The 24,683-nt window shown below is 42.9% G+C and carries 18 protein-coding genes and 3 riboswitches; of the genes, 16 read left to right on the top strand and 2 right to left on the bottom strand.

Annotation, left to right across the window (positions count from 1 at the left end):
• The first annotated feature begins 441 nt into the window (after positions 1 to 441).
• From C8D73_RS06925 to C8D73_RS06910, 4 genes are all read left to right on the top strand, one after another.
• Positions 442 to 2,631, top strand: coding sequence for a methylmalonyl-CoA mutase family protein (locus tag C8D73_RS06925; protein WP_113077738.1), 2,190 nt, complete (start codon positions 442 to 444; stop codon positions 2,629 to 2,631).
• A gap of 2 nt (positions 2,632 to 2,633) precedes the next feature.
• Positions 2,634 to 4,820 (top strand): methylmalonyl-CoA mutase, encoded by a 2,187-nt coding sequence (gene scpA, locus C8D73_RS06920; protein WP_113077737.1) that lies wholly within the window; start codon positions 2,634 to 2,636, stop codon positions 4,818 to 4,820.
• A 3-nt stretch (positions 4,821 to 4,823) separates the two neighbouring features.
• A complete protein-coding gene (gene meaB / locus C8D73_RS06915; protein WP_113077736.1) occupies positions 4,824 to 6,005 on the top strand; it encodes a methylmalonyl Co-A mutase-associated GTPase MeaB in 1,182 nt (393 codons plus the stop codon).
• 66 nt (positions 6,006 to 6,071) lie between these two features.
• On the top strand, positions 6,072 to 6,365 hold the full coding sequence (locus tag C8D73_RS06910; protein ID WP_046430270.1) for a hypothetical protein: 294 nt from the start codon (positions 6,072 to 6,074) through the stop codon (positions 6,363 to 6,365).
• Positions 6,366 to 6,639: 274 nt separating this feature from the next.
• Positions 6,640 to 6,784, top strand: a riboswitch (cobalamin riboswitch).
• Positions 6,785 to 7,127: 343 nt separating this feature from the next.
• Here the strand turns inward: C8D73_RS06910 and C8D73_RS06905 are convergent.
• Together C8D73_RS06905 and C8D73_RS06900 are read right to left on the bottom strand one after the other, a co-directional pair.
• Complete coding sequence (locus C8D73_RS06905) at positions 7,128 to 8,030, bottom strand: cation diffusion facilitator family transporter (RefSeq protein ID WP_113077735.1); 903 nt, start codon at positions 8,028 to 8,030, stop codon at positions 7,128 to 7,130.
• Between the two features lie 67 nt (positions 8,031 to 8,097).
• Positions 8,098 to 8,188, bottom strand: a riboswitch (NiCo riboswitch).
• Between the two features lie 70 nt (positions 8,189 to 8,258).
• Entirely contained in the window at positions 8,259 to 9,221 is a 963-nt protein-coding gene (locus tag C8D73_RS06900; protein ID WP_113077734.1) for a M14 family metallopeptidase, read from the bottom strand.
• Positions 9,222 to 9,408: 187 nt separating this feature from the next.
• Here C8D73_RS06900 and C8D73_RS06895 point away from each other — a divergent pair, with 187 nt between their 5' ends.
• The 12 genes from C8D73_RS06895 to C8D73_RS06840 all read left to right on the top strand — a co-directional run bounded on the left by C8D73_RS06895 (position 9,409) and on the right by C8D73_RS06840 (position 24,666).
• The gene (locus C8D73_RS06895; protein WP_113077733.1) at positions 9,409 to 10,731 is read left to right on the top strand and encodes an MATE family efflux transporter; all 1,323 of its coding nucleotides are present in this window, start codon (positions 9,409 to 9,411) and stop codon (positions 10,729 to 10,731) included.
• A 66-nt stretch (positions 10,732 to 10,797) separates the two neighbouring features.
• Positions 10,798 to 10,926: riboswitch (adenosylcobalamin (AdoCbl) riboswitch) on the top strand.
• Between the two features lie 110 nt (positions 10,927 to 11,036).
• On the top strand, positions 11,037 to 11,981 hold the full coding sequence (gene nikB, locus C8D73_RS06890; protein WP_021718237.1) for a nickel ABC transporter permease: 945 nt from the start codon (positions 11,037 to 11,039) through the stop codon (positions 11,979 to 11,981).
• A 1-nt stretch (position 11,982) separates the two neighbouring features.
• Complete coding sequence (nikC, locus tag C8D73_RS06885; protein ID WP_113077731.1) at positions 11,983 to 12,813, top strand: nickel transporter permease; 831 nt, start codon at positions 11,983 to 11,985, stop codon at positions 12,811 to 12,813.
• A gap of 68 nt (positions 12,814 to 12,881) precedes the next feature.
• Positions 12,882 to 14,459, top strand: coding sequence for an ABC transporter substrate-binding protein (locus tag C8D73_RS06880; RefSeq protein ID WP_021718239.1), 1,578 nt, complete (start codon positions 12,882 to 12,884; stop codon positions 14,457 to 14,459).
• 24 nt (positions 14,460 to 14,483) lie between these two features.
• Entirely contained in the window at positions 14,484 to 15,275 is a 792-nt protein-coding gene (locus C8D73_RS06875) for an ABC transporter ATP-binding protein (RefSeq protein ID WP_021718240.1), read from the top strand.
• On the top strand, positions 15,211 to 16,284 hold the full coding sequence (locus C8D73_RS06870) for an ABC transporter ATP-binding protein (RefSeq protein ID WP_370831913.1): 1,074 nt from the start codon (positions 15,211 to 15,213) through the stop codon (positions 16,282 to 16,284). Before C8D73_RS06875 ends, C8D73_RS06870 begins: the two co-directional genes overlap by 65 nt.
• Positions 16,285 to 16,450: 166 nt before the next feature.
• A complete protein-coding gene (locus C8D73_RS06865; RefSeq protein ID WP_346265869.1) occupies positions 16,451 to 17,671 on the top strand; it encodes an S-layer homology domain-containing protein in 1,221 nt (406 codons plus the stop codon).
• Positions 17,672 to 18,152: 481 nt separating this feature from the next.
• The gene (locus C8D73_RS06860; protein WP_113077772.1) at positions 18,153 to 20,525 is read left to right on the top strand and encodes a heavy metal translocating P-type ATPase; all 2,373 of its coding nucleotides are present in this window, start codon (positions 18,153 to 18,155) and stop codon (positions 20,523 to 20,525) included.
• A gap of 263 nt (positions 20,526 to 20,788) precedes the next feature.
• Entirely contained in the window at positions 20,789 to 21,010 is a 222-nt protein-coding gene (locus C8D73_RS06855) for a FeoA family protein (protein WP_021718244.1), read from the top strand.
• A gap of 45 nt (positions 21,011 to 21,055) precedes the next feature.
• Positions 21,056 to 23,065 carry a ferrous iron transport protein B gene (gene feoB, locus C8D73_RS06850; protein WP_170123183.1) on the top strand — a complete coding sequence of 670 codons (2,010 nt, stop codon included), beginning with the start codon at positions 21,056 to 21,058 and terminating at the stop codon, positions 23,063 to 23,065.
• Between the two features lie 239 nt (positions 23,066 to 23,304).
• Positions 23,305 to 24,240 carry a M23 family metallopeptidase gene (locus C8D73_RS06845; protein WP_021718246.1) on the top strand — a complete coding sequence of 312 codons (936 nt, stop codon included), beginning with the start codon at positions 23,305 to 23,307 and terminating at the stop codon, positions 24,238 to 24,240.
• Between the two features lie 15 nt (positions 24,241 to 24,255).
• A complete protein-coding gene (locus C8D73_RS06840; protein ID WP_021718247.1) occupies positions 24,256 to 24,666 on the top strand; it encodes a bactofilin family protein in 411 nt (136 codons plus the stop codon).
• The last annotated feature ends 17 nt before the right edge of the window (positions 24,667 to 24,683 follow it).

Raw genomic sequence — 24,683 nt, 5'->3', positions numbered from 1 at the left:
ATTTTAGGTAAATACGAAGTGCGAATCTTTTGCTATGAATTTCTGACCGTTTTTCTTAATATTATTTTAAGAAAACGGTTTTCTGTTTTTCTGTGCTTTTGTAAGCGCGTTGAGGTCGAAGTGTGATGGCTAGACCTCGAAAATAAGGTCAGCCATCAGTGTATATATTTATTTGTGACAGGTCTGGACAACCTGCCGGGTTTATTGCCATTCTCAAATTCTCTTTGTGCAAGAACCTTCTTCTCAATTGCCTGCGTAGGGGTGCGCGGCAAGAGCAACCATCACATTTTTTGTGATGGTTGCTTTTTTTGATAAGGGGCTTATAGAGGCAGTTTCGGTAGGAGATTCTCGAACCATTCTGCGATACATAAGTAAGCAAAGTACAGGAGGTGAACATTTACTACCCCGGCACAGAAAATAATTAATGAAAGGATGCCGTATATGGAACAAGATAAAAACCTTACAGCAGAGATTCAGCAGGAAGAAACTTTAGTGGGAACTATCCCTCCGGTTACTTTCGATGAATTTACGCCGCCGTCCTATGAGGAGTGGAAGCAAGAAGTAGTGACTGCTCTTAAAGGCGGTTCTTTTGAAAAGAGTATGTTCACTAAAACTTATGAGGATATCACCCTGAATCCTATTTATAGATTAGAGGATCAGGAGAAGATTACTCACAATAAAACCTATCCCGGCATGGAAAGCAACCTGCGCGGTGCTAATGCAGGAGGTTATATCCATAAAGTATGGACTATTGCTCAGGAGTGTGATGGAAAAACTCCTGCCGAAGCCAATGAAATGGTTAAATACGAGCTGTTGAAAGGAACTACCGCTGCCAGTGTCGTTTTAGATACTGCGACACGCAAAGGCTATGATCCTGATAAGGCAGAAGTAAAAGATGTTGCTGATATAGGCGTATCTTTGGCTACTGTAGCTGATGTGGAAAAACTGCTGGATGATGTTGATCTGGAAAAATTCGAAATCGATATTTATGCCGGCGCTTCCAACATCGCTCTTTTGGCTGCTGTAATCACTGTCTGCGGGGAAAAAGGTCTGGCTCTCGAAAAATTACATGGCGCTATTACTGTCGATCCGATTGGCGAACTTGCTTTGGACGGCGAATTAGTTCGTCCGCTGGACGAATATTATGACGAAATGGCACATAGCATTGCCTGGGCTGAAAAAAATGCTCCGCAGCTTAAAACAGTAGTTGTCAATACCGATGTTTATCATAATGGCGGTGCTAACGACATTCAGGAAGTAGCTTATGCTATGAATGCAGCTGTAACTTATATGCGCGCTATGGAACGCCGTGGTATTGATGTCAACACCTTCTGTCGCCACCTGCGTTTTCATTTCAGTATCGGAGCTAATTTCTTTATGGAAATTGCTAAACTGCGCAGTCTGAAAATGGTTTGGGCGCAAATCGTTAAAAATTGCGGTGGGGATGAAGAAGCACAAAAGATCAATCTTTATGTCAGCACTTCTACCTTCTGCCAGACGAAATACGATCCTTATGTAAATCTGCTGCGTGCGGCAACACAATCCTTCTCTGCGGTTGTTGGCGGTATGGACGGCATGTATGTCAAACCTTTCGATCATTGCATTCGTCCCAGTGATGTATTTTCCCGCCGTATTGCCCGTAATATCCAGATCATGGAACAGCATGAATTCAACTTTATTCAGCCGATCGATCCTTCCGGCGGCAGCTGGTATATTGAACCGCTGACAGAAGAATTTACGGAAAAAACCTGGGCTAAGTTCCAGGAAATCGAAAGCCACGGCGGCTTACTGGCAGCGCTTGAAAGCGGCAAAGTACAGGCAGCGGTTAAAGCTATTTTAGAAGAACGTTTTAAAAATCTTGCTACCAGAAAAGATCGTGCAGTCGGCAATAACATGTACCCGAACATGACTGAAGAACTTTTGGAAGTGCCTGAAGTTGATTTCGCAGGAATCCTTAAAGCACGCAAAACTGATTTGGAAGTCAACGTAAAAGTACGCGACAATGCTTATGTAGAAGCTGTACTCAGCGACCTTGGCAAACGTGATGCCAGTGAGTTGGGTTCTTTGATCGCTGATGCTGAAAAAGCATTATTGGCTGGAGCAACTATGGGTGAAATTTCAGCAGCTCTTACCGGCAGCGCTAATGGCGAAAAGGTTGAAGCTATTGCTCCGCATCGCTGGACTGAACGCTATGAAGAACTGCGTATGCGTACGGAAAATTTTGTTGATAAAACCGGTGCAAACGTTAAAATTTTCCTGGCCAATATGGGACCGATCCCGCAGCATAAAGCACGTGCCGATTTTGTTACCTCTTTCATGCAGGTGGCTGCCTTTGAGGTTGTGACAAATAATGGCTTCCTCACTGTCGAAGAAGCTGTTAAAGCAGCGCTTGAGTCCGGTGCCGATGCAGCCATCGTCTGCTCGACTGACGCTACTTATCCGGAACTGGCCCCAGCAGTTACGAAAGGCATCAAAGCTGTAAATCCGGAAATGAAGGTATTCCTGGCAGGTGCTCCCAGTGCAGAACTGAAAGAAATCTGTGATGCTGCAGGTATGGATGATTACATCAGCGTCAAATCCAACTGCTATGAAACCTTGCTCCGTATGCAAAAAGAAAGGGGGATGTTCTGATAATGTCCAGAATTCCTGATTTTAGTCAAATTCCCTTTCAGCAGGCACCCGCACAAGGCGACACCGAGTTTGCTGCCTGGAAGGAAAAATTAAAAACTGAAACCGGTAAATCCTTTGAAGAAAATTTTTACCGTACAATGGAACAAATCAACGTAGCTCCTTTATATGATGTGAATGCCTATAAAGACTGCGAACATCTGCATTATATGGCAGGTATCCCGCCATTTTTGCGTGGACCTTATTCAACGATGTATGTAACCAAACCCTGGACAGTACGTCAATATGCAGGCTTCTCTACTGCAGAAGAATCAAATGCTTTCTATCGCCGTAACCTGGCGGCAGGGCAAAAAGGTCTGTCTATCGCATTTGACCTTGCAACTCACCGCGGTTATGACTCTGATCATCCGCGCGTTGTCGGTGACGTAGGTAAAGCCGGTGTTGCCGTTGACTCTATTTTGGATATGGAGATTCTTTTCTCCGGCATTCCTCTGGATCAAATGTCTGTATCAATGACAATGAACGGCGCAGTGCTGCCTGTATTGGCCTTCTATATCCTGGCTGGTGAAGAACAGGGCGTAGACAAATCAGTTATGGCAGGTACGATCCAAAACGACATTCTGAAAGAATTCATGGTTCGTAATACCTATATCTATCCGCCTACAGCTTCCATGCGCATCATCGGTGATATTTTCGAATATACCTCCGCTTATATGCCCAAATTCAACAGTATCTCGATTTCCGGTTATCATATGCAGGAAGCAGGCGCTACTGCTGATATCGAACTTGGCTATACATTAGCCGACGGTCTCGAATATCTGCGTACAGGTACTGAGCATGGTCTTACTATTGACCAGTTTGCACCGCGTTTGTCATTCTTTTGGGCAATGGGTAAAAACTACTTTATGGAAATTGCTAAAATGCGTGCAGGACGTATGCTGTGGGCGAAAATCGTTAATTCCTTCGGCCCGAAAAAAACCAAATCTATGGCTTTGCGTACACATTCGCAAACTTCCGGCTGGAGCCTGACAGAGCAAGATCCGTTCAACAATATTACGCGTACCTGTATCGAGGCTATGGCAGCAGCTTTGGGGCATACCCAGTCGCTGCATACTAACGCTTTGGACGAAGCTATCGCGTTGCCGACAGATTTCTCGGCTCGTATTGCTCGTAATACTCAATTGTACATTCAGGACGAAACCAAAGTCTGCAAAGTTATTGATCCGTGGGGCGGTTCCTATTATGTAGAGGCACTGACCAATCAGCTGATCCAAAAAGCCTGGGCACATATCCAGGAAATCGAACAGCTCGGCGGTATGTCCAAAGCTATTGATACCGGTCTTCCTAAAATGCGTATCGAAGAAGCGGCAGCACGTCGTCAGGCTCATATCGATTCCGGCGCCGAAAAAATTGTCGGCGTAAACGATTACCGTCTGGAAAAAGAAGATCCGCTTGATATTCTGGAAGTCGACAACACTGCAGTTCGTTTGGCGCAGATCGAACGTCTGAAAAAATTGCGTGCTAACCGTGACAACGATGAAGTTCGCCGTTGTTTGGACGCTATCACCCATTCCATGGAAACCGGTGAAGGCAACTTGCTGGAGCTGGCAGTTAACGCAGCTCGTGCTCGTGCTTCCAAAGGCGAGATTTCTGACGCTGTCGAAAAAGTCTGCGGCCGTCATAAAGCTATCATCCGTTCAATTTCCGGCGTCTACAGCAGCGAATTTGCTGACGAAGATGTTATCAAGGAAGTTCGTCAGATGACAGATGACTTTGAACAGTGCGAAGGCCGTCGTCCCCGTATCTATATTGCTAAAATGGGACAAGACGGACACGATCGCGGGGCGAAAGTTATTGCTACCGCCTTCGCAGATATGGGCTACGACGTAGATATCGGCCCTCTGTTCCAAACTCCGGAAGAAGCTGCGCAGGATGCAGTAGATAATGATGTTCATATCGTTGGTATGAGCTCATTGGCAGCAGGTCATAAAACCTTGATGCCGCAACTGGTAGAAGAACTTAAAAAACGCGGACGTGAGGATATCATGGTCGTTATCGGCGGCGTAATTCCTGCCCAGGACTATGATTATCTCTACGAACACGGTGCAGCAGCTATTTTTGGACCCGGCACCATTATACCTGTCTGCGCTAAAAAAGTACTGGAAGAGCTGAACAGACGCTTGGCGGATTAAGCCATGACAGATACTTATAAACCTTCGTGGGTGCCTGAAGAAGAAAACGATAAATTTGCCTGCCGGGTAATGTACGGTGTTACAGGCGGTCATGAAGGAACTCCAGGTGTGACAGTAGATAAAAAAGACAAAGTAGCTCCGGCTATCAAACGCCGTAAGCTGGAAGTCGACGATTACGTCGAAGGTGTCCTAAAATGTGACCGCGCAATTTTATCACGCGCCATCACTTTGGTTGAAAGTAATGCTGCCGCTCATTTTGAGACGGCACAGCAGGTTATCCAAAAACTGCTGCCTTACACTGGTAAATCGACACGCGTTGGGATCACCGGTGTGCCTGGTGCAGGTAAATCCACCTTTATTGAGGCTCTTGGCACAAACCTGTGTCGTGGCGGACATAAAGTCGCAGTACTGGCGGTCGATCCCTCCAGTACTGTTACCAAAGGCAGTATCCTGGGCGATAAAACACGTATGGAACAGCTTTCACGCGAACCGAATGCTTTTATCCGTCCGTCTCCTTCGGGAGGAACTTTGGGTGGTCTGACTCGTAAAAGCCGTGAAACACTGCTTTTGTGCGAAGCTGCCGGCTATGACACCATTTTAGTCGAGACCGTAGGCGTAGGGCAGAGTGAAACTACCGTACGTTCGATGGTAGATTTTTTTCTGCTGGTCGTATTGACAGGCGCCGGCGACGAATTGCAGGGGATGAAAAAAGGCGTAATGGAACTCGCCGATGCAATCGTCGTCAATAAAGCCGATGGTGATAATAAACAGCGGGCAATGGTTACCAGAGCTGAGTATGAACGTATCCTGCAATTTTTACGTCAGGCTACCGAAAACTGGACGACTCATGCCTATACCTGCTCTGCTTATACAGGAGCGGGAATTATGGAACTGTGGAATGATGTTATCGAAGCCTTTATGAAACAAGGCTGGGGAAATGGCGTGTTAGCTGAACGCAGGAAACAGCAGACGCTTTCCTGGGTATATACCATGGTTGAAGAACATCTGCATAATCTGTTTTATCGTTCGCCAGCCATTATTGGCTGCAAAGAAGAGATCGAGCGTGAAGTAGTGGTTGGAAAAATTTCGGCTACTATGGCGGTTCAAGATCTTATCAACAGATTTGCTGCTGCTGAGCTGAGCGGTGTTAATGTTAAAGACAGCTCGCCTTTTGAAATAAAATAATTTTTAGATTCTCCATTGAGACGCGGCCGCCTGTGGGCCGCGCCATTTTTTAAGGAGGCAATACATATGAATGATAACCCGGCTATTAAAGGCCTGATAGAATTAATCGAAAAACGTTATGGATTGGAAGTTCTCGACTCTCACTACGTCCTGGTTGATGAAAAATTTAAACAATATAATATGATGCTGTATGTCAAATTACCAAAACAGATGCTTGACGAATTTAAACGCTTATATTCGAATAAAACTAGCGCCATGCATGTTGCGTGGAGCATTGACGATAAAGATAACATTAGATTCCACGCTGCTATTGGCAACAATATCCTTTTGCTTTTAGATTCTCTGCTGTCAAAAGAATGAAAGAAGTGAGAGTAGATGACTAAAGAAAAACCAGAGCTAGTGTGTGTATTATCTGTTGCAGAGGCGACGTTATTAACGCTTAATGAAAAATACGCTTATCTTTTTACAGCATAAGATAAGCGTATTTAAAAATTACGGTAGAAGTGCAAATATTTTCACATAACATAAAATTGCTGCTAATACTTATTAGTAATATATAACGCAAAAAATATTTAGAAGTTTTTTTACTAAAAGTGTTGACAAGATAATTAGTAATGCTTATAATTAATATAACAAATCAATATTTCATATGGGTGTTCTATGAACTTAAATGTCGATCGGTGTAAATCCGATGCGATCCCGTCACCGTAACAGGTCAGTCCTTGCACAAGCCAAGGTAATACCTGAAGCCGGACAGCAGCCTATATAAGCATCACTGCTTGACCTGCGAGAGACAGGAAGGAGATGTTTTTAACCAATGAGGTTCTGTTTATGTGAGAGTGGCAGAACCGCTTTGACTGATAACATTTGACCGTCTTCGCGCCTTGAGAAGACGGTCTTTTCTTATGATTGTCGTTTTATTCTTGCTGGTCGAAATATTGATTGTTCTACAGAGTAAAAATGCCGGACACATTTTCACTCTGTCCGGCAGATATATTCTGATTTATTTGCTGTTTTCAAGGCTTTCTTAAAAGAATAGAAAATCCTTTCTCTCCTCCTTCGTTGGCAGGCGTAGGGGTGCGCCTGCCAAAACCATCACTTGAACAGTGGTGGTTTTTTTATTTAGTCATGGTGTACTTCGCTGCATGGGTTTACATGGACCATGCAATGTTTTACCTCCGAAAAATTACTTTCAATTGCTTTATGAATATTTTCGGCGATAGTATGTGCTTCCAGTAAAGTCAGGTCGTCGTCAGCGCTTACTTCGACATCTACATAGATGCGGCAGCCAAATTTTCTGGTTTGCAGTACGTCTATGTGGTCAACGCCTTTTTGAGCGTTTATCAGAGCTGTCATCGTATTGATAGTGGCTTCGTCACAGGAGCGGTCGACCATCTTGTCTATGGCATCTTTAAAAATTTCGTATGATGCGTAAACGATCATCAGGCAAATGACTACACTGGCAAGAGGATCTAAAGCAGGATAGCCCATACGGGCGCCTAGAATACCGATAAAGCTGCCTATTGAGGACAATGCATCACTGCGGTGATGCCAGGCATCTGCCATTAAAGCACTGGAATTTATTTTGGCAGCTGCTTTTTTAGTGTACCAGAACATACCTTCTTTAACGATAATGGAAATTACTGCGGCGATCAAAGCAAGGCTGCCCGGTATTTTCAAATCTTCGGCTGAAGCGTGAAATATTTTTTCTAAACCTGCGTAACCTATACCAATACCTGTCAGTGCTAAAACTATCGCTAAAATGATGGCGGCGACACATTCCAAACGTTCGTGTCCGTACTGATGTTCTGCATCAGAAGCTTTATTGGATATCTTGACGCCGGCCATAACTATAAAGGTACTGAAGACGTCGGAAGCGGAATGAATGGCATCAGAAATCATTGCGGCAGAATTAGCCAGTATCCCTGCTGCTAATTTACCAACTGAAAGAATTAGATTTACGATGATACTGTTAATAGAAACTTGCATGGCCAGACGTTCGGACTGGGCAATTTTGTCTTGCATGGTGGATAACCTCCCTGGGGTTACTCTTGCAGCGGCACAGATATAATAAAAACATCTGCGGAACTACTACTGTCCCGCAGATGTTTGTTTACGAATCTGCTGCCCGATGGGCCCGGCCGCTAAAACCAAAGGTTTACCGCCTGTTCAGTTTGTACTGTAGCGATATGCAGTGCAAAGAGATTACTTTGATTGTAATTGGTTAGCTGGGCTTTGTCAAGCAACATTATTTTAATTATTCTTAACTTTACCATAGGTTACTAAAATAGTGCCTTTAGGAGCTGCTAGAGCAGAGTATTGATAGAGAATAATACCATCTTGTTCGGCATTATAGACAGTAATGGTATTGCCGAAAAGATCAGTCAGGTAACCTAGTTTATCACCTTGTTTTATTTTGTCGCCACAACGGCAACTGGAGAACCAACAGCCGGCCTTATCAGTTTCAAGATAAATAACGTCAGTGACATCAACAGGGGTATGTTTTTGTTGTTGCTGTGGACTGCAAAGAAGTTCGAGTTTACAAAGGATATTATGAAGATCGTTTTTATAGGCGTCAATGTCTTCACGCCGGCATAATCCGGCTCCGCCTCGTTCGATAAGGAGAGAAGGGACACCTGAAATGGCGGCATAATTATAGGCACCTGTTGTAGCAGTTGAACGAACCATAAATTTCATATCCAGAACCAAGGCTACTTCGCGCGCTTTTGCAGAAATTTCAGAGTTGGGCAGCCCGGGATAATATACGTATGGATACAATTCTTCATGGATATCACCGCTATGCAGATCAGCATAAAAATCAGCTAAAGGGAAAAAATGTCGACTGAGCAGCCAGGCTGTTTTTTGTGAAAGTGTTCCGTTGACATCGCCGGGGAATTCCCGGTTGAGGTTTTTACCATCATCGGGGGTAACGAAAGCACTGCGTTCCCAAAAGCTTCGAATATTGACGGGATGTATTATAATCAGGCATCCGGAGATAACTTCTGGTTCTATAGCCTGAGATATTTCTATTGCCGCTGCGATACCAGGATATTCGCCACCATGGATGCCGGCTGTTATTAAAAGAGTAGGACCATCATTTTGACCGTTGATGATAGTGATAGGTATTTTTGTATTAGAGTCAAGGACAGGAATGTAAGTTTGCAGTTTCTGCCCTCGTTCTGCTTTTAAACCGCAAATATCCATAGTATCTGACATTTTTATAACTCCTTTGCTTATCAAGTTTTATTTTGTAAGTTTTGATACGATTATTTTAATTTTATTCTTGCTAATCAGTATAACATATGATAGCATGTTCATACAATACCTATTATCAATTAAACTCAAAAACATTTTAGAACAATAACTAAAATACTAGAGGATCTCGACGGAAGGAAATATATCAGTGTGTACAAATGTTTTGACAGACAGGGAATATTTGGGAATTACAATACCCTTTATGCTTTCAACGATGACACAGCCGCTGATGGGAGCGGTTAATACTGCTGTAATGGGACAGCTTCCTGATCCTAAGTATATAGCGGCTGTAGCCTTAGGTGCAATTCTTTTCAATAATATTTACTGGTTTTTTGGTTTTCTGCGTGTCAGTACCTCTGGATATGCCGCTCAAGCTTTGGGTTCTGGTTCCAGAGAAGAAGGGTTACTGGCTTTTTTAAGACCGTTGTTCATTGCTGTGATAGTAAGCTGCAGCTGTATAATTTTGCAAAAACCTATTTTGACAGCTTATCTGTCATTGGTTACTCCGGCTTCGGATGTAGCAGAACTCTGTTCGGCTTACTATGAAATTTTGATTTGGGGAGCGCCGCTGGTACTGTTCAATTATGTGTCGTTAGGATGGCTGATGGGGCAGACAAAAGTACGTGCTTCTGTATTTATGCAGGTTTCAAGCAATGTCCTGAATATGATACTTAGTGTATTGTTTGTATTTGTATTACATTTTGATATTGAAGGAGTAGCCTGGGCTACACTTTTAAGTCAGCTCTATGGCGCTGCCGCAGGCTGTTGGCTAATGTATCTTTATGGTAACTTTGATTATAAAAATTTTGATTATAAAACGGTTATAGAGCCTGAGGAGCTAACGAAAATACTTTTGGTCAATACTAATTTAATGATTCGTACGGCTTGCCTGCTGACAGTTAACAATATTATTGCTGCTGCCGGTGCTGCATTAGGAACTGTAGTGCTGGCAGCGAATGCCGTACTGTTTCAGCTGAAAGATATCATGTCGTTCTTGGTCGACGGTATGGCTAATGGTGCTTCTGTTTTTTCAGGAAGGGCTCTGGGACAGAAAAACAGGGCATTATTTTGGCAGATTTTAAAAATGACCTATAAATGGTTGTTTGTGTTGGTGTTTCTGTTAATGCTTGGATTTACATTTGGCAGTACATTTTTAATAAATTGCTTTACAGACTTAGAGGAAGTAGCTGTGTTAGCAGAAACTTACAAATATTATGTTCTTATTTATCCTTTGATAGCTGGCATAGGCCTAGCTCTTTATGGAATGTTTACAGGTGCTACTTATACGGTTCCTATAAGAAATATGATGCTGATTGCTTTAGCTGTATTTTGGCCTGTGGAGAGACTGTTAGTACCTTTACTTGGCAATGATGGCTTATGGATATCGTTTTTAATATTTGTTGGGATTCAGTCTTTAATATTATTTTATTCATTGAGAAAGCTTGGAGAAAAGATTTATAAGATTAAATAAAAGTGTTTACTAAGTATATGGTTTGTGCTAATATTAATACAACTTAATAATTTTATCAAAGGTGCCTCAAGGTTAAATTAGGGAAGTCCGGTGTAAATCCGGCACGGTCACGCCACTGTAAGCGCATATTGCGTAAGTCAGATCGCAGCCTTTGATTTTTGCCATATCCGCGGGTGACGGATCAGCAGCTAGTTCCTGAAATTTGACTTAAATAGGCAGTCTTGCCTGTTTAAACAATATTTTATGATCTCCTGCATCCGTGGTTCATGGCTGCAGGAGATTTTTTTGTAAGGAGATGGGAAGCTTTGAAAAACAAACAGATTTGGGGCAGGATCGGGCAAATCGTATTGGTGCTTTTGGGTATCAGCTTTGTAACATTTGCTTTAGTTATGCTGTCGCCAGGTGATCCGGTCAGGCAAATGATTGCCGGTAATGAGGATATTGTTGTCAGTCAGGTTGAGATTGATGCGCTGAGACATGAATTGGGTTTGGATAAGCCTTTTATTTTTCAATATTTAGATTGGTTAGGAAGAGCGGTACAGGGTGATTTTGGGTTTTCCTATATGGTTAAAAAACCTGTTGTTGAAGAATTGATGCAGTCACTGCCGGCGACATTGATATTAGCGCTGGCTTCTACACTTTTTATGTTGGTGTTTTCACTGCCTTTGGGTATTTATTCTGCTGTCAAACGCAACAGTGTTTTTGATTATGCTGTGAGAGGTCTGACTTTTTTTGGTGTCTCAATCCCTAATTTTTGGATGGGGCTGATGCTATTGTGGATTTTTGGTTTAAAATTAGGCTGGCTGCCAATTGTCGGTGGCAGAGTAAGTCTGGAGACTCTGATTTTGCCAGCTACGACGTTGGGTATAGTTATGGCAGCCAAATATACACGTCAGGTAAGGACGACGGTTTTGGAAGAACTCAATCAGGATTACGTTGTCGGTGCTAGGGCAAGAGGCATGAGTGAAAGCTATATCCTTTGGCGGGAAGTATTGCCGAATGCGATGCTGCCTTTGATCACATTGCTGGGGCTGTCATTCGGCAACCTGCTGGGTGGTGCGGCAGTAGTAGAGATCGTTTTTTCCTGGCCGGGACTTGGTTATTTAGCGGTCCAGTCAATTATTTATCGTGACTTTCAGCTTGTACAGGGGATTGTTTTATGGATCGCCCTTATGTATATGGTCATCAATCTAGTTGTTGATATTTCTTATAACCGGCTTGATCCGCGCCTGCGAAAGGAAGGTAGATAGCATGGAGAATCTTATTAACGGATTAAAGAATAATCGTGCTTTTGCCTTTTCCAGTTTTTTGGTGCTGCTTTTGATAGGGATTGCGTTAGCGGCGCCGCTGCTAGCTCCTTATGATCCGTTGGAAGCTACGATGAAAAATGCTTATCTGCCGCCTTCGAGTGAACATCTTTTTGGAACTGATAAGCTGGGGCGAGATAATTTCAGTCGGGTTTTGTATGGTGCCAGCTATTCTCTGAGCAGTGTTTTGCTGTTGGTAGCGGTCATTTTTGCAGTAGGCACTTCGCTGGGTGTTCTGGCCGGTTATTTTGGCGGTAAGGTAGATACGGTTATTATGCGTATTTCTGATATGATGATTTCCTTTCCCGGGATGATACTGGCCATTGCTATTGCCGGTATCATGGGCGGCAGTCTGATCAATGCGATTATCGCTTTGACTATCGTTACCTGGACTAAATACGCTCGTTTGGCACGCAGTATGGTATTAAAGATAAAAAAACGTGATTTTGTCGAAGCGGCAGTTGTCAACGGCGGTAAACCGACACATATTTTGTGGAAACATATCGTGCCTAATATTTTACCGTTAATGATTATTACAGCAGCTTCGGATATCGGCGCTATGATGATGGAACTGGCAGGGCTTTCATTTTTAGGTTTCGGTTCGCAGCCGCCGGCTCCTGAATGGGGATTGATGCTAAATGAAGGCCGTCAGCAGCTGCAGACGGCTCCCTGGCTGATGTTTTTTCCCGGTCTGGCTATTTTTCTGACGGTAGTAGTCTTTAACCTATGGGGCGACAGTTTGCGTGATGTGCTTGACCCGCGTCAGGAAGATTAAGTTCAGCTGTTGAATAAAGTTTTATATACAGTCAATAAAATAAAAAGGATTTGAAAAGGAGATGTATGATGAAAAAAACTATTAAATTTACAGCAGCTGTTGCAATGATAGGCTTGATGGCATTTGCTTCAGCCGGTTGTGGCGGCGATGACAAAAAAGCTGCGGCAGCCAAAGACACTTTGAAATTTGGCGTTACTAATTTTGCCGACAGTCTGGAACCAACAGATAACTACTTTGGCTGGATTGTTATGCGTTACGGCTTAGGTGAATGTCTGGTAAAATTTGATGAAAAAATGAATTCTACTCCGTGGCTGGCAGAAAATTGGCAGGTCAGTGACGATAAGCTTACCTGGACTTTTAAAATCAATGATAAAGCAAAATTTTCAAACGGTAACAAAGTAACTGCAGAGGCTGTAAAAAAATCTATTGAACGTACTTTTGAAAAAGCCGCCCGTGCCAGAGCAATGTTTGAATATGACAATATCAGTGCTGACGGGCAGACGTTGATGATCAAAACTCACACTCCTGTTGCTACATTACCGGGAATGCTTGGTGATCCGCTTTTTATTATTATTGACACCAGTGTAACTGACCGTGATTATGCTAAGCAAGGGCCTATCTGTACCGGTCCATATATGGTCAATACGTACAGTAAAGCTAAAGCTGTTATGGATGCTAATCCTAATTACTGGGATGGCGAAGTACCGTTTAAGCATGTTGAGATCCCGACTATTGATGATCCCAATACACGCGCTATGGCCCTGCAGTCCGGTGAGATTGATATGGCAATCAATATTGCTCCAGGCGACATGTCGTTGTTCAGCAACAAAGATAAGTACAATATCAGTGCTATTGCTTCCCTGCGTGACGTATTGGCACGTATGAACGTTAAGGAAGGCAAGCCGATGTATGATAAACGTGTTCGAGAAGCGTTGCTGTCATCTTTGGACCGTGAAACCTACTGTAAGGTTTTACTGAAGGACACATTTACTTCTGGCGGGCCGTTGATGCCGCCTTCTGTCGATTATGGATTTGATCAGTTAAAAGATCCTAATACCTATAATGTAGAACGTGCTAAGAAACTGTTGGAAGAGGCTGGCTGGAAAGATACCAATGGCGATGGCTATGTTGATAAAGAAGGTAAAAATCTGGAGATGGACTTTATTTTCTACAGCGGTCGCGCAGAATTGCCTTTGTTTGCTGAAGCTACCCAGTCCGATGCTAAAAAGGTTGGTATCAAGGTTAACCTGAAAAATGTTGATTACAATGTTTTGGACGGGATTGGTGTGCGAGGTGAATATGACTTGCTGATTTCCAATATTCTTACTTTGCAGGCAGGCGACCCCGAGGTCTTTATCAATCAGTACTGGAAAACAAATGTTAACGGTAATAATCCGCAGAACGGCAGCGGTTACAGCAATCCTGCCTATGATGCTCTGAGCGATAAGCTGGCAGTAGAATTTGACCCGGCGAAACGTCGTCAATTAGTAATCGATATGCAGAAAATTATTCTTGATGATGCGGCAACGATTATTTTTGGTTATCCGCAGACAAACATGATCAGTAATAATTCTATTGCCAATGCAGAAATTTTACCGTGTGATTATTACTGGCTGACGAAGGAGATCAAGCCTGCCCAGAAATAATCTGTGGGAAGAAGGGACACTGTAATGCTTTTAAAAGTTACAGATTTGGATATCAGTTACGGCAGCAAGGCTACCGTAACTGGTGCCAATATAGAATTGAAAAAGGGTGAGATTTTATCTATCGTTGGCGAGAGCGGCAGCGGTAAAACAACGGTGATACGTGCTATTATGGGCTGTTTGCCGGGTAATGGACATGTAAGCGGCGGCAATATCATTTTTGACGGCAGAAACCTGCTGGATAATACGCCGCAGCAATGGCGTGAAATGTGTGGGACTGAGATTTCTATGATTTTTCAGGACAGCGGTAATATGATCAACCCTATTCGCCGTATCGGCGAACAGTTTATTGATTATATTCTGACTCATGCGCCGCAGATTTCCAGACGGGAAGCTTATGATCTGGCTATTAAGATGCTTGATGATGTAAGGATGCCCAATCCTGACAATGTAATGCGCAGTTATCCGTTCGAATTATCAGGGGGGATGCGCCAGCGTGTAGGTATAGCTTTGGCGATGACCTTCAGCCCGAAACTGCTTTTGGCTGATGAGCCTACAAGCGCGCTTGATGTCACAACGCAGGCGCAGATCATCAGGCAGATCGTTGATGTTCGTGACGAATACAATGCCGCGGTGATCATAGTTACTCATAATTTGGGTGTAGCTTCGTATATGTCAAATAAAATCGTTGTGATGCAGAATGGTATGGTTGTGGAGAGCGGACTGCGGGAAGAGATTATCGGCGATCCACAGCATGAATATACTAAGGAACTGCTGGCGGCTGTTCCGGTTGTGGGAGGTAAGCGTTATTATGCCTGAGAACGTAAAATTACACCCGCATGAGAACTGTAACTGCGACCGTGATGGAGTTGCATTACCGCCAGAAATAGTATTGGAAGTAAAAAATCTGACGAAAAAGTTTCAGGTAGATGGCGGCAAGGTTCTCACTGCCTGTGATAAAGTAAATTTAAATGCTTACAAGGGACAGACTCTTGGCATTATTGGTGAAAGCGGCTGCGGCAAAAGTACTCTGGTCAGAACTATTTTACAGATCCATCCGGCGACAGAGGGCGAAGTAATATTTGAAGGACAGAACATTTTGAAATTGGAGGGAGAAGCGCTTCGCCAGAACCGCCGAAAAATACAAATGGTTTTTCAGGATCCTACAGCGGCTTTTAATCCGAAAATGCGGGTAAAAGATATTTTATGTGAGCCTTTATTGAATTTTGGGTTACTGAAAAATTCTGAAGTTGACGCAAAAGCTGCAGAGTTATTACAAATGGTGGAGCTGCCAGTGGAATTCAAAGACCGTTTTCCTCATAGTATGAGCGGAGGTCAGCGTCAGCGTTTGGGTATAGCCAGGGCACTTTCTCTGGAACCGCAGATTATTGTCTGCGATGAAGCCACTTCAGCGCTGGATGTTTCTGTACAGGAAAAAATTTGTGAATTGCTGGTACGGCTGCAACGGGAAAAAGATATTACATATCTTTTTATCTGTCATGATATTGGTCTGGTTGATTTGATGAGCCATCAGGTCGCGGTCATGTATCTTGGTAATGTAGTGGAATTATTGGAAAAAGGTCGTTTGTCTGTTAATGGTGTCCATCCTTATACTAAAGCTTTGATAAAATCTATCTTTAAAGTGGATTTCAAACCTGGAGAAAAAATTCAGCCGTTAGAAGGCGATATTCCGAGTCCATTGGCTTTGCCGCTGGGTTGCCCATTTCAGAGTCGCTGCGAGTATTGCCAGGAAATTTGCAGAAGCGAAAAACCACAATTGCAAGAAATTAAGAAAGGTCATTTTGCAGCCTGTCATTTTGTTAAATAATTTTTTAGTATATTGCAGCAGTCTTAATGGGTGCTGCAATATAAAAATATTTTTTGATGAATAAATACTTATTTATTCATATTTAAACACAGCCAAATAAGTACGCTTTTAAAAATATAAAATCGGTCAAAGTGTGCTTAGCATATATATTTTTTAGGAGTTGATTATGATGAAAAAAACTTTGGTGCTTGCTATGGCAATGGTACTTGGAGTGACTGCTTCAGTGTATGCCGCTAATCCTTTTTCTGATGTTCCGGCCGGGCATTGGGCTTATGATGCCGTTAACAGACTGGCGGCAGCCGGAATTATTGATGGTTATGGCGATGGTAATTTTGGCGGCGAACGTCTGATGACACGTTATGAAATGGCACAAATTGTAGCAAAAGCTATGGCTAAAGGCGCTAATGTTGACCGCCTGGCTGTAGAATTTGCCGATGAACTGGACAGCTTGGGAGTACGCGTAGCAGCTTTAGAGAAAAAAGCGGATAATGTGAAGATTACAGGACAAATCCGTTATGAATATGCAGGGCGTGACGGAGATTTTAAGAAAGACAAAGGCAGTGTTGCAAAAAATCGTCTGCGCACTCGTTTGTTTGTAAATGGCAGTGTAAATGAAGACTGGACTTATACGGCCCGTATTCAAAATGACCAGAATCTTGCTAATGATTCCGGTGATGAAGATACCAAACTCAATCAAGCCTATGTTACAGGTAAATTGGGTGGATTTAATGTTATGGCAGGGAAAGCGCCAGTATTTTTAGCTAATGGCAACCTTTATGACGATACTGCAGAAGTTATTCAGTTAACATATGGTAAAAATGTAAAAATTAGCGGCTATTGGGGGCAAATTACTGAAAAAGATTCCGGTTATATGGCAGATAAGGGCTATGGCGCCAGTTTATCTGGTAAAATCGGCCGCTTGGATTTAGCTGCCGGTTATGATAGATTTGAAGATTTAGATGCCGGGTTTACGAAAATTTCTAATAACGCGGTCTGGAATGCAGGGGCAAATTATAATTTTGGTGACTTTATTTTAGGGGCGATGTATCTTAATTCTGATATTTCTGATAAAGCTGTTGAAAAAGGTGCTGATACGGACGGCTTTGTCATCAGTGCTGCTTATAAGGGTGCCAAGGCCGCCAAACAGGGGACCTGGGGACTTTGGGGAAATTATTATGATCAGGGGGCAGGTACATTTATTGCTCATACGATGAAAGCTGGTGACTGGGGATACTTCACTAAAGAAGGCTTTAAAGGTTATGGTGTTGGTATAAATTATACTTTGGCCAAGAATATGGTTTATAATTTGGATTACTATGATTTGGAAGGTAAAGAAAGCGGACGTGATTCTCAGATTATTTGGAATCGTTTACAGGTAACCTTCTAAATTTGCAGTAACTGAAGCAGGTATTTTGAGAAAGATTAAGGCTATTTTAACAGGCAGTTTCCATATTAAATGAATGGAAGCTGCCTGTATTATTTTTCTCAAAAGTTTTGTAAAATTTTTCAAAAAACTATATATGAATATTTGCTCATGTGTTATAATAAGATTACAGTAAAAGTAAGGAGGCTGGAAAATGAGCAAAACACAGCATGCTTTAGAAAATTTACATGAACATAACAGTCAGGGCTGCGGACATGATCATCATCACGAAGATGAAAGCGGCCATAACGATAATTCAGCCTGTGGCTGCGGACACGAACATTATCACAAAGGAGAAAGCGGCCATGACCATGATGCAGCCTGTGGCTGTGGGCATGATCATCATGTGCCCGGGCATGCAGATGACTGTCAATGTGAGCTCTGCCATCCACATGAGGAATATTGCGATGTTTGTGGTGAAAGCTTGGAAAATTGTATCTGCAGAATGCCTGATGCTGATTGTATAAAACGAGTTTATGCTTTAAAAAATCTGGGTTGTGCCAACTGTGCCGCCAAAATGGAATATAAGATTAAAGAATTGCCTGGAGTAGAATATGCTTCAGTAAGTTTTGTAACAAAACAGCTGCGTCTATCGGCCAAAAATCACGAGGTATTGCTGCCGGCCATTCGTGAAATCTGTGCTTCTATAGAATCGGATGTAGAAGTTGTGCCACGCAGTGGGATGATGCCGTTCAACTTTGAAAGCAAGGTATACCTGTTAGAGAACCTGGGCTGTGCCAATTGTGCCGCAAAAATGGAGAAGGCTATCAATGATTTGCCGGATGTTTCTGCTGCAACGATAACTTATGCTACGAAACAACTGCGGCTGACAGCGAAGAATCACGCACAATTGCTGCCACAGGTCCAGGCAATTTGCAGTACGATCGAAGCAGGTGTAAAAGTAGTTGAACGTATAGGCAAGCCGGTATTGGCTGAAAATATTAATCAGCGTAAAAAAAGCGGTGGAATACTTTCAATGTCGGATGAACAGCGTTCACTGGCAGAAATAGTGTTTGGCGGAATTTTGTTTATAATCAGCGAAATTACCGGACTCGTGCCGGAAGCTTATCATATTTACTGTCTTGTTGCCGCATATATTCTCTTGGGCGGAAGGATTGTTTTAACCGCTTTAAAAAATAGTACGAAGGGACAGGTTTTTGATGAAAACTTCCTGATGACAGTAGCTACTTTAGGTGCTTTTGCTATCAATCAATATGAAGAAGCTGTTGGAGTTATGCTGTTTTATCGTATCGGAGAATATTTTGAGCATCGTGCGGTTGAAAAAAGTCGTGGTCAGATTATGGAAGCTGTCGATATGCGTCCGGAAGTAGTTAATTTGCTGATTGGTGAAGATGTGCGTGTTATCCCGGCAGAGGAAGCCAATGTTGGTGACATTTTACTGGTACGTGCCGGTGATCGTATTCCTTTGGATGGAGTAGTTATAGAAGGTGAAAGCCTGCTTGATACTTCTCCAGTGACAGGAGAACCTGTGCCGGTAAAACGCAGTTTTGGCGATGAAGTTATTTCTGGTTGTATTAATACGTCAGGGATGCTGAAAATCAGAGTAGAAAAAGTCCTGGCTGAATCTATGGTCACCAAAATTTTAGACTCTGTAGAAAATGCTGCTGCCAGCAAACCACAGTTAGACAGGTTTATAACACGTTTTGCGCGTATCTATACTCCGTTTGTTGTGGCAGTAGCTGTTTTAACTGCTGTGATACCCGGCTTTATAACAGGAAATTGGGAATATTGGACTTATACAGCCTTAACATTTCTGGTTATCAGCTGCCCATGTGCACTGGTGCTGAGCGTGCCTTTGGCGTTTTTTTCAGGCATTGGAGCCGGCTCGAAATATGGAATTCTTTTTAAGGGCGGCGTTACAATAGAAGCCCTGAAAAATGTTAAAGCAGTGGTTATGGATAAAACAGGTACTGTGACCAAAGGGAATTTTGTTGTTCAAAAGCTGGTTCCGGTAAGTGGCATGGAAGAAGATGAGCTGTTGAAGCTTTGTGCCTCCGCAGAACTTGTTTCCAGTCATCCGATTGCTACAAGTATAGTAAATGCGGCCAAAGAACGTGAGTTGAAACTCGAACGGCCGCAAACATTTGAAGAAATTGCCGGTGAAGGATTAGTTGTCGAGGTTTCAGATGGAAAAATTTTGTGTGGCAATAAAAAATTGTTAGAACGGTTTGAAATTGATTTTTCTGTTAGGGAAGAAGATAATTATGGTACGGAAGTGCTGGTTGCCAGAGCCGGAAAGTATTTAGGACAAATAATTATTGATGATACATTGAAAGAGGATGCGGTAGCTGCTGTTACCTCCCTTAAAAAGATGAATTTAACTACAGCCATGCTTACAGGTGATGCGGCAGAAAGCGCACAGGCAGTGGCACGTGCTGCTGGAATTGACGAAGTAAGAGCTAAGCTTCTGCCGCAGGATAAACTCAATGAGTTGGGCCGCTTACGCAAACAATATGGTGGAGTGATGTTTGTCGGTGATGGTATAAATGACGCTCCCGTTTTAGCAGGCGCCGATGTTGGCGCTGCCATGGGCAGTGGTGCTGATGCTGCTATTGAGGCAGCAGATGTTGTATTTATGAACTCGGAAATGCAGGCTATTCCTCAGGCAATTGCCCTAGCGAAGGAAACAACCAGAATTGCCTGGCAGAATGTATTTTTTGCTTTGGCAATTAAGATTATTATCATGGCTGCTGGGTTGGCAGGCTATGCGTCTATGTGGGCGGCTGTCTTCGCCGACACTGGTGTTTCCATACTCTGCGTTTTGAATTCCATTCGTATTTTGTATAAAAAAATATAAATATTATTATTCAATCATTATAAGGACAGCAGATTAAAACATGCTGTCCTGTTTTTTTGAAAAAACTTTAAATTTAAAAGTTTAAAGGGATAATAAAATCATTGTACAGGTAAATAATTTTGTTGAAATATTGTGAAAATATCAGAAGCAATAAATTGTTGTTGACAAAATAAGTTAGCAGTAGTAAACTTTAAGAGGTTAGCGAAAGCTAACTTTTTAAAAGTGGGCTAATTAGCGTAAGCTAATGTGAGGAGGGCAAAAGTATGATGACATTAAAAGAAGTTCCTATCGGTTCTACCGTAACTATCAAAAAAGTTTGTGCCACCGGACCTTTGAAACGCAGAATTGTTGATATGGGTTTGACAAAGGGGACACCGGTGACCGTCAGAAGAGTCGCGCCACTGGGAGATCCATTAGAAGTAACTGTACGCAGCTATGAGCTTTCGCTGCGCAAAGCAGATGCGCAGAACATTCTGGTGGAATAAATTTTGATTTAAAGTTAGTGAAAGTTGATTCGAGGAGGGACTATTTTGAGTAAGACATTAGCACTAGTGGGCAATCCAAACAGCGGTAAAACCACACTATTTAATAATCTTACAGGCAGTAAACAATACGTTGGAAACTGGCCTGGTGTAACCGTTGAACGTAAGGGCGGCAAACTTAAAAAACATGATGGCTTTGAGGTCATGGATCTGCCGGGTATTTATTCTTTATCTCCGTATTCTCCGGAGGAAGTAATAACCCGTAATTATCTTTTGGAAGAAAATCCTGATGTTATAGTTAATATAGTTGATGGATCGAACCTGGAACGTAATCTGTATTTAACGATGCAGCTTTTGGAAATGGGCTGTAAAGTTGTAGTTGCGCTCAATATGATGGATCTTGTCAGAGCTAACGGTGATGTACTGGACACGGAGCTGCTCTCTAAAGAGTTAGGGTGCCCGGTTGTGCCGATTACAGCTACCAGCGGTGAAGGTGTGGAACAGCTCGTGGCAAGGGCGGTGCAGATTGCTCAAACACAATGTGACAGAAAAGACCCCAACAGCTTTTCAGAAGAAGTTGAACGCGTATTGCAGGAAATTGGCGAAATGGTAGCGCCTATGCCGCATATAGAACGCCGCTGGCAATTAGTCAAGGTATTGGAACGTGATGGGCAGCTGCTTGAAAAACTGAAATTATCTCAAGGTGTGTTTGACAAACTAGAGGTCTTGATTACCCGTTTTGAACAGCAGGCTGATGATGATGCGGCAAGTATCATCGCTTCCGGACGTTATCAGAAAATAGACTCAATGCTGCGCAGCTGTTATAAAAGTGCCAATGTTGATTATGCAAATACTGTTTCAGAAAAAATAGATCGTATTGTAACTAACCGTGTTTTGGGATTACCTATATTTTTAGGCATCATGTGGGCTGTTTATTATATTTGTATCCAGACCTTGGGCGATGAAACTATCGGCTGGATGGAAGAATTATTTGAAGGCATCAGTGAATACGCAGGTGCTTTGCTGGAAGCAGCTGGCGCTTCTGAAGTTATGTCAGGGCTCGTACTTGATGGAATCATTGGCGGTGTTGGCGCCGTACTTGGCTTTGTACCGCAGATTTGCCTTTTGTTCTTATTTTTGTCTTTCCTGGAAGACTGTGGCTATATGGCACGTGTTGCTTTTATTATGGATCGTATTTTCAGGCAATTCGGGCTTTCAGGCAAGTCGTTTATTCCGATGTTGATCGGTACCGGCTGCAGTGTTCCCGGTATCATGGCAGCACGTACGATTGAAAATGAACGTGATCGTAAACTGACGATTATGCTGACGCCGTTTATTCCTTGTAATGCTAAACTTCCGGTGTTTGCTCTGTTTGCGGCAGCTTTTTTTCCAGAGCAGTCTTGGGTCGGTCCTTCGATGTATCTCTGGGGTATAGTGATGGTTGTAGTTTCAGGTATTCTGTTGAAAAAACCCAAGGCTTTTGCCGGTGAACCGGCGAACTTTGTTATGGAATTGCCTGCATATCACTGGCCGCGGGCAAAAGATATTCTTATTCATACTTGGGAACGTGCCCGCGGTTTTATTGTTAAAGCCGGCACGATAATTTTCCTGGCCTCCGGATTGGTGTGGTTATTGCAATCCTTTGATTTTTCGTTTGAAATGGTTGATGCTCAGGACAGTATGATGGCTGTTATCGGTCATTATCTGGCACCTGTGTTTGCTCCACTTGGCTTTGACAGCTGGCAGACTGCTTTCGCAGCAATTACGGGCTTCTTAGCTAAAGAAGTAGTTGTTTCTACATTTGGTATCTTGGCTGGAGTTGCTGAAGCTACCGAAGAAGATCCGACTTTGATTACCACTATTCAAAGCATGTTCACGCCTGCCAGTGCGTATGCATTTATGATTTTTACATTGCTGGCATCTCCGTGTTTTGCTGCTATTGGCGCGATCAGGCGCGAGATGGGCAGCTGGCATTGGACTTTCTTTGCCCTCCTATATCAAACAGGCTTGGCATATTGCATGGCTTTGCTGATATACCAGATCGGCAGCAGAATGTAATGACTGTGCTGTAGTTTGATGTTTACTTTAAAAACGCAGGCTTTTGCCTGCGTTTTTATTTTTCATATTGTTCACAAATATGGCAGATGTGTTGGCAATGGCATGTTTACTGAATTTTTTATAGCGTTTTTATATAAAAAATTTTTAAAGGTATAGTATTTTTATGGCTGATGTGAGAAAATAATATATGTTTGAGTTTAAAAGTTTGAAGTTGTCAGGGATCAAAGGAGCGCAGAATATTGGAACCGATAAAGAGACAAAGAAAAGAGTCTGATTCAGTATATACGATTATGTTGATACCTCATAAAGGGCACGAACCCAGGAGCATCCATTTTCGCCTCAGCCTGTTGAAAAAGGTTGGTATTGTTTGCGGTTTGCTCTGTTTACTTGGTGCAGGTGTTCTTTTTCAGTCTTCGCATATTTTGTACAAGGCACATCAGGATCAACAGGAACTGTTGACCTACAGGAGTGAAAAAGCTGTTCAGGAACAGAAAATAGGTCAGCTTTTGCAGGAAAATGAAGCTATTGAAAAAGAAATGGCAGAGCTTTCCAAACTGGAAGAGGCGGTTCGGCGAGAGCTTGGTGAAGGCGCAGTGCAGCCTTCACGTTCCGGGATCGACCGCAGTCAGTATCTTGGACAAGGCGGACCTCAGGCGGCTAAAGTAGAAGCTGTTGATATCTATGCTGCGCAGAACAAGGTGCTGCAGGAAAAGGTCAAAGATAGAAAAGCTACGTTGAATGATTTACTTGGCAGATTACGCGAGTTGAACCAGCGCAAAGCAGCGCTGCCGACACTTTGGCCAACTAATGGAGGGACTATTACTTCATATTTTGGCGGACGCAGCGATCCTTTCGGTAATCGTTCTTATGACTGGCATCCGGGAGTTGATATTGCCAATGACTATGGAGCTCCGGTTTATGCCAGCGCGTCTGGCACTATTGAAGAGGCTGGCTGGGTGTCCGGTTATGGCCGTTATGTAAGGATTCAGCATGGATATGGTTACGAAACAGCTTATGGTCATATGAGTAAATTGGCAGTTCAGGCAGGGCAAAGCGTAAGTAAAGGTGATGTCATCGGTTATGTTGGCAGCAGCGGGTATAGTACTGGGCCGCATGTGCATTTTGAAGTGTTGGTCAACGGGCAGACAACAGATCCGTTGGAATTAGTAAGATAATAAAAGGAGAAAACTATGTTTGGGAAAAATAAAAAAGATGTAGTAGCAGTCAGCACCTTGCCTTTGGAAGAATTTGAGTTTTTGCTTGGAAGAAATTCGATCCTGTGCGGCAATTTGCAGACTAAGGGCGCATCGCGTATTGATGGCCACTTTAAAGGCATTATTGTTTCGGAGAACGATGTTTTAATCGGGCCCAACGGTGTGATAGAAGCGAATATTTTTGGGGAAAATGTTACTGTGGCCGGGAATGTTACAGGTAATATAGTGGCCCGCGGCACTTTAGAGATTTTAGCCTCTGGAGTTTTAAACGGTGATATTAAAGCGGGAAGTTTAGTTGTTGAGCCGGGGGCCGTTCTGCGTGGCAACATAGGCGGCATCGAAGGTATTGAAAACCCTGAGCTGTCTCAGGCTGGCGTTTCTGAGTAATAATAGAATTTTGTTTT

It is taken from the genome of Phascolarctobacterium faecium DSM 14760 (assembly GCF_003269275.1).
Lineage (GTDB): Bacteria > Bacillota > Negativicutes > Acidaminococcales > Acidaminococcaceae > Phascolarctobacterium > Phascolarctobacterium faecium.
The sequence above is the reverse complement of the archived record's forward strand: the minus strand, read 5'-3'. Positions and strand labels throughout refer to the sequence as shown.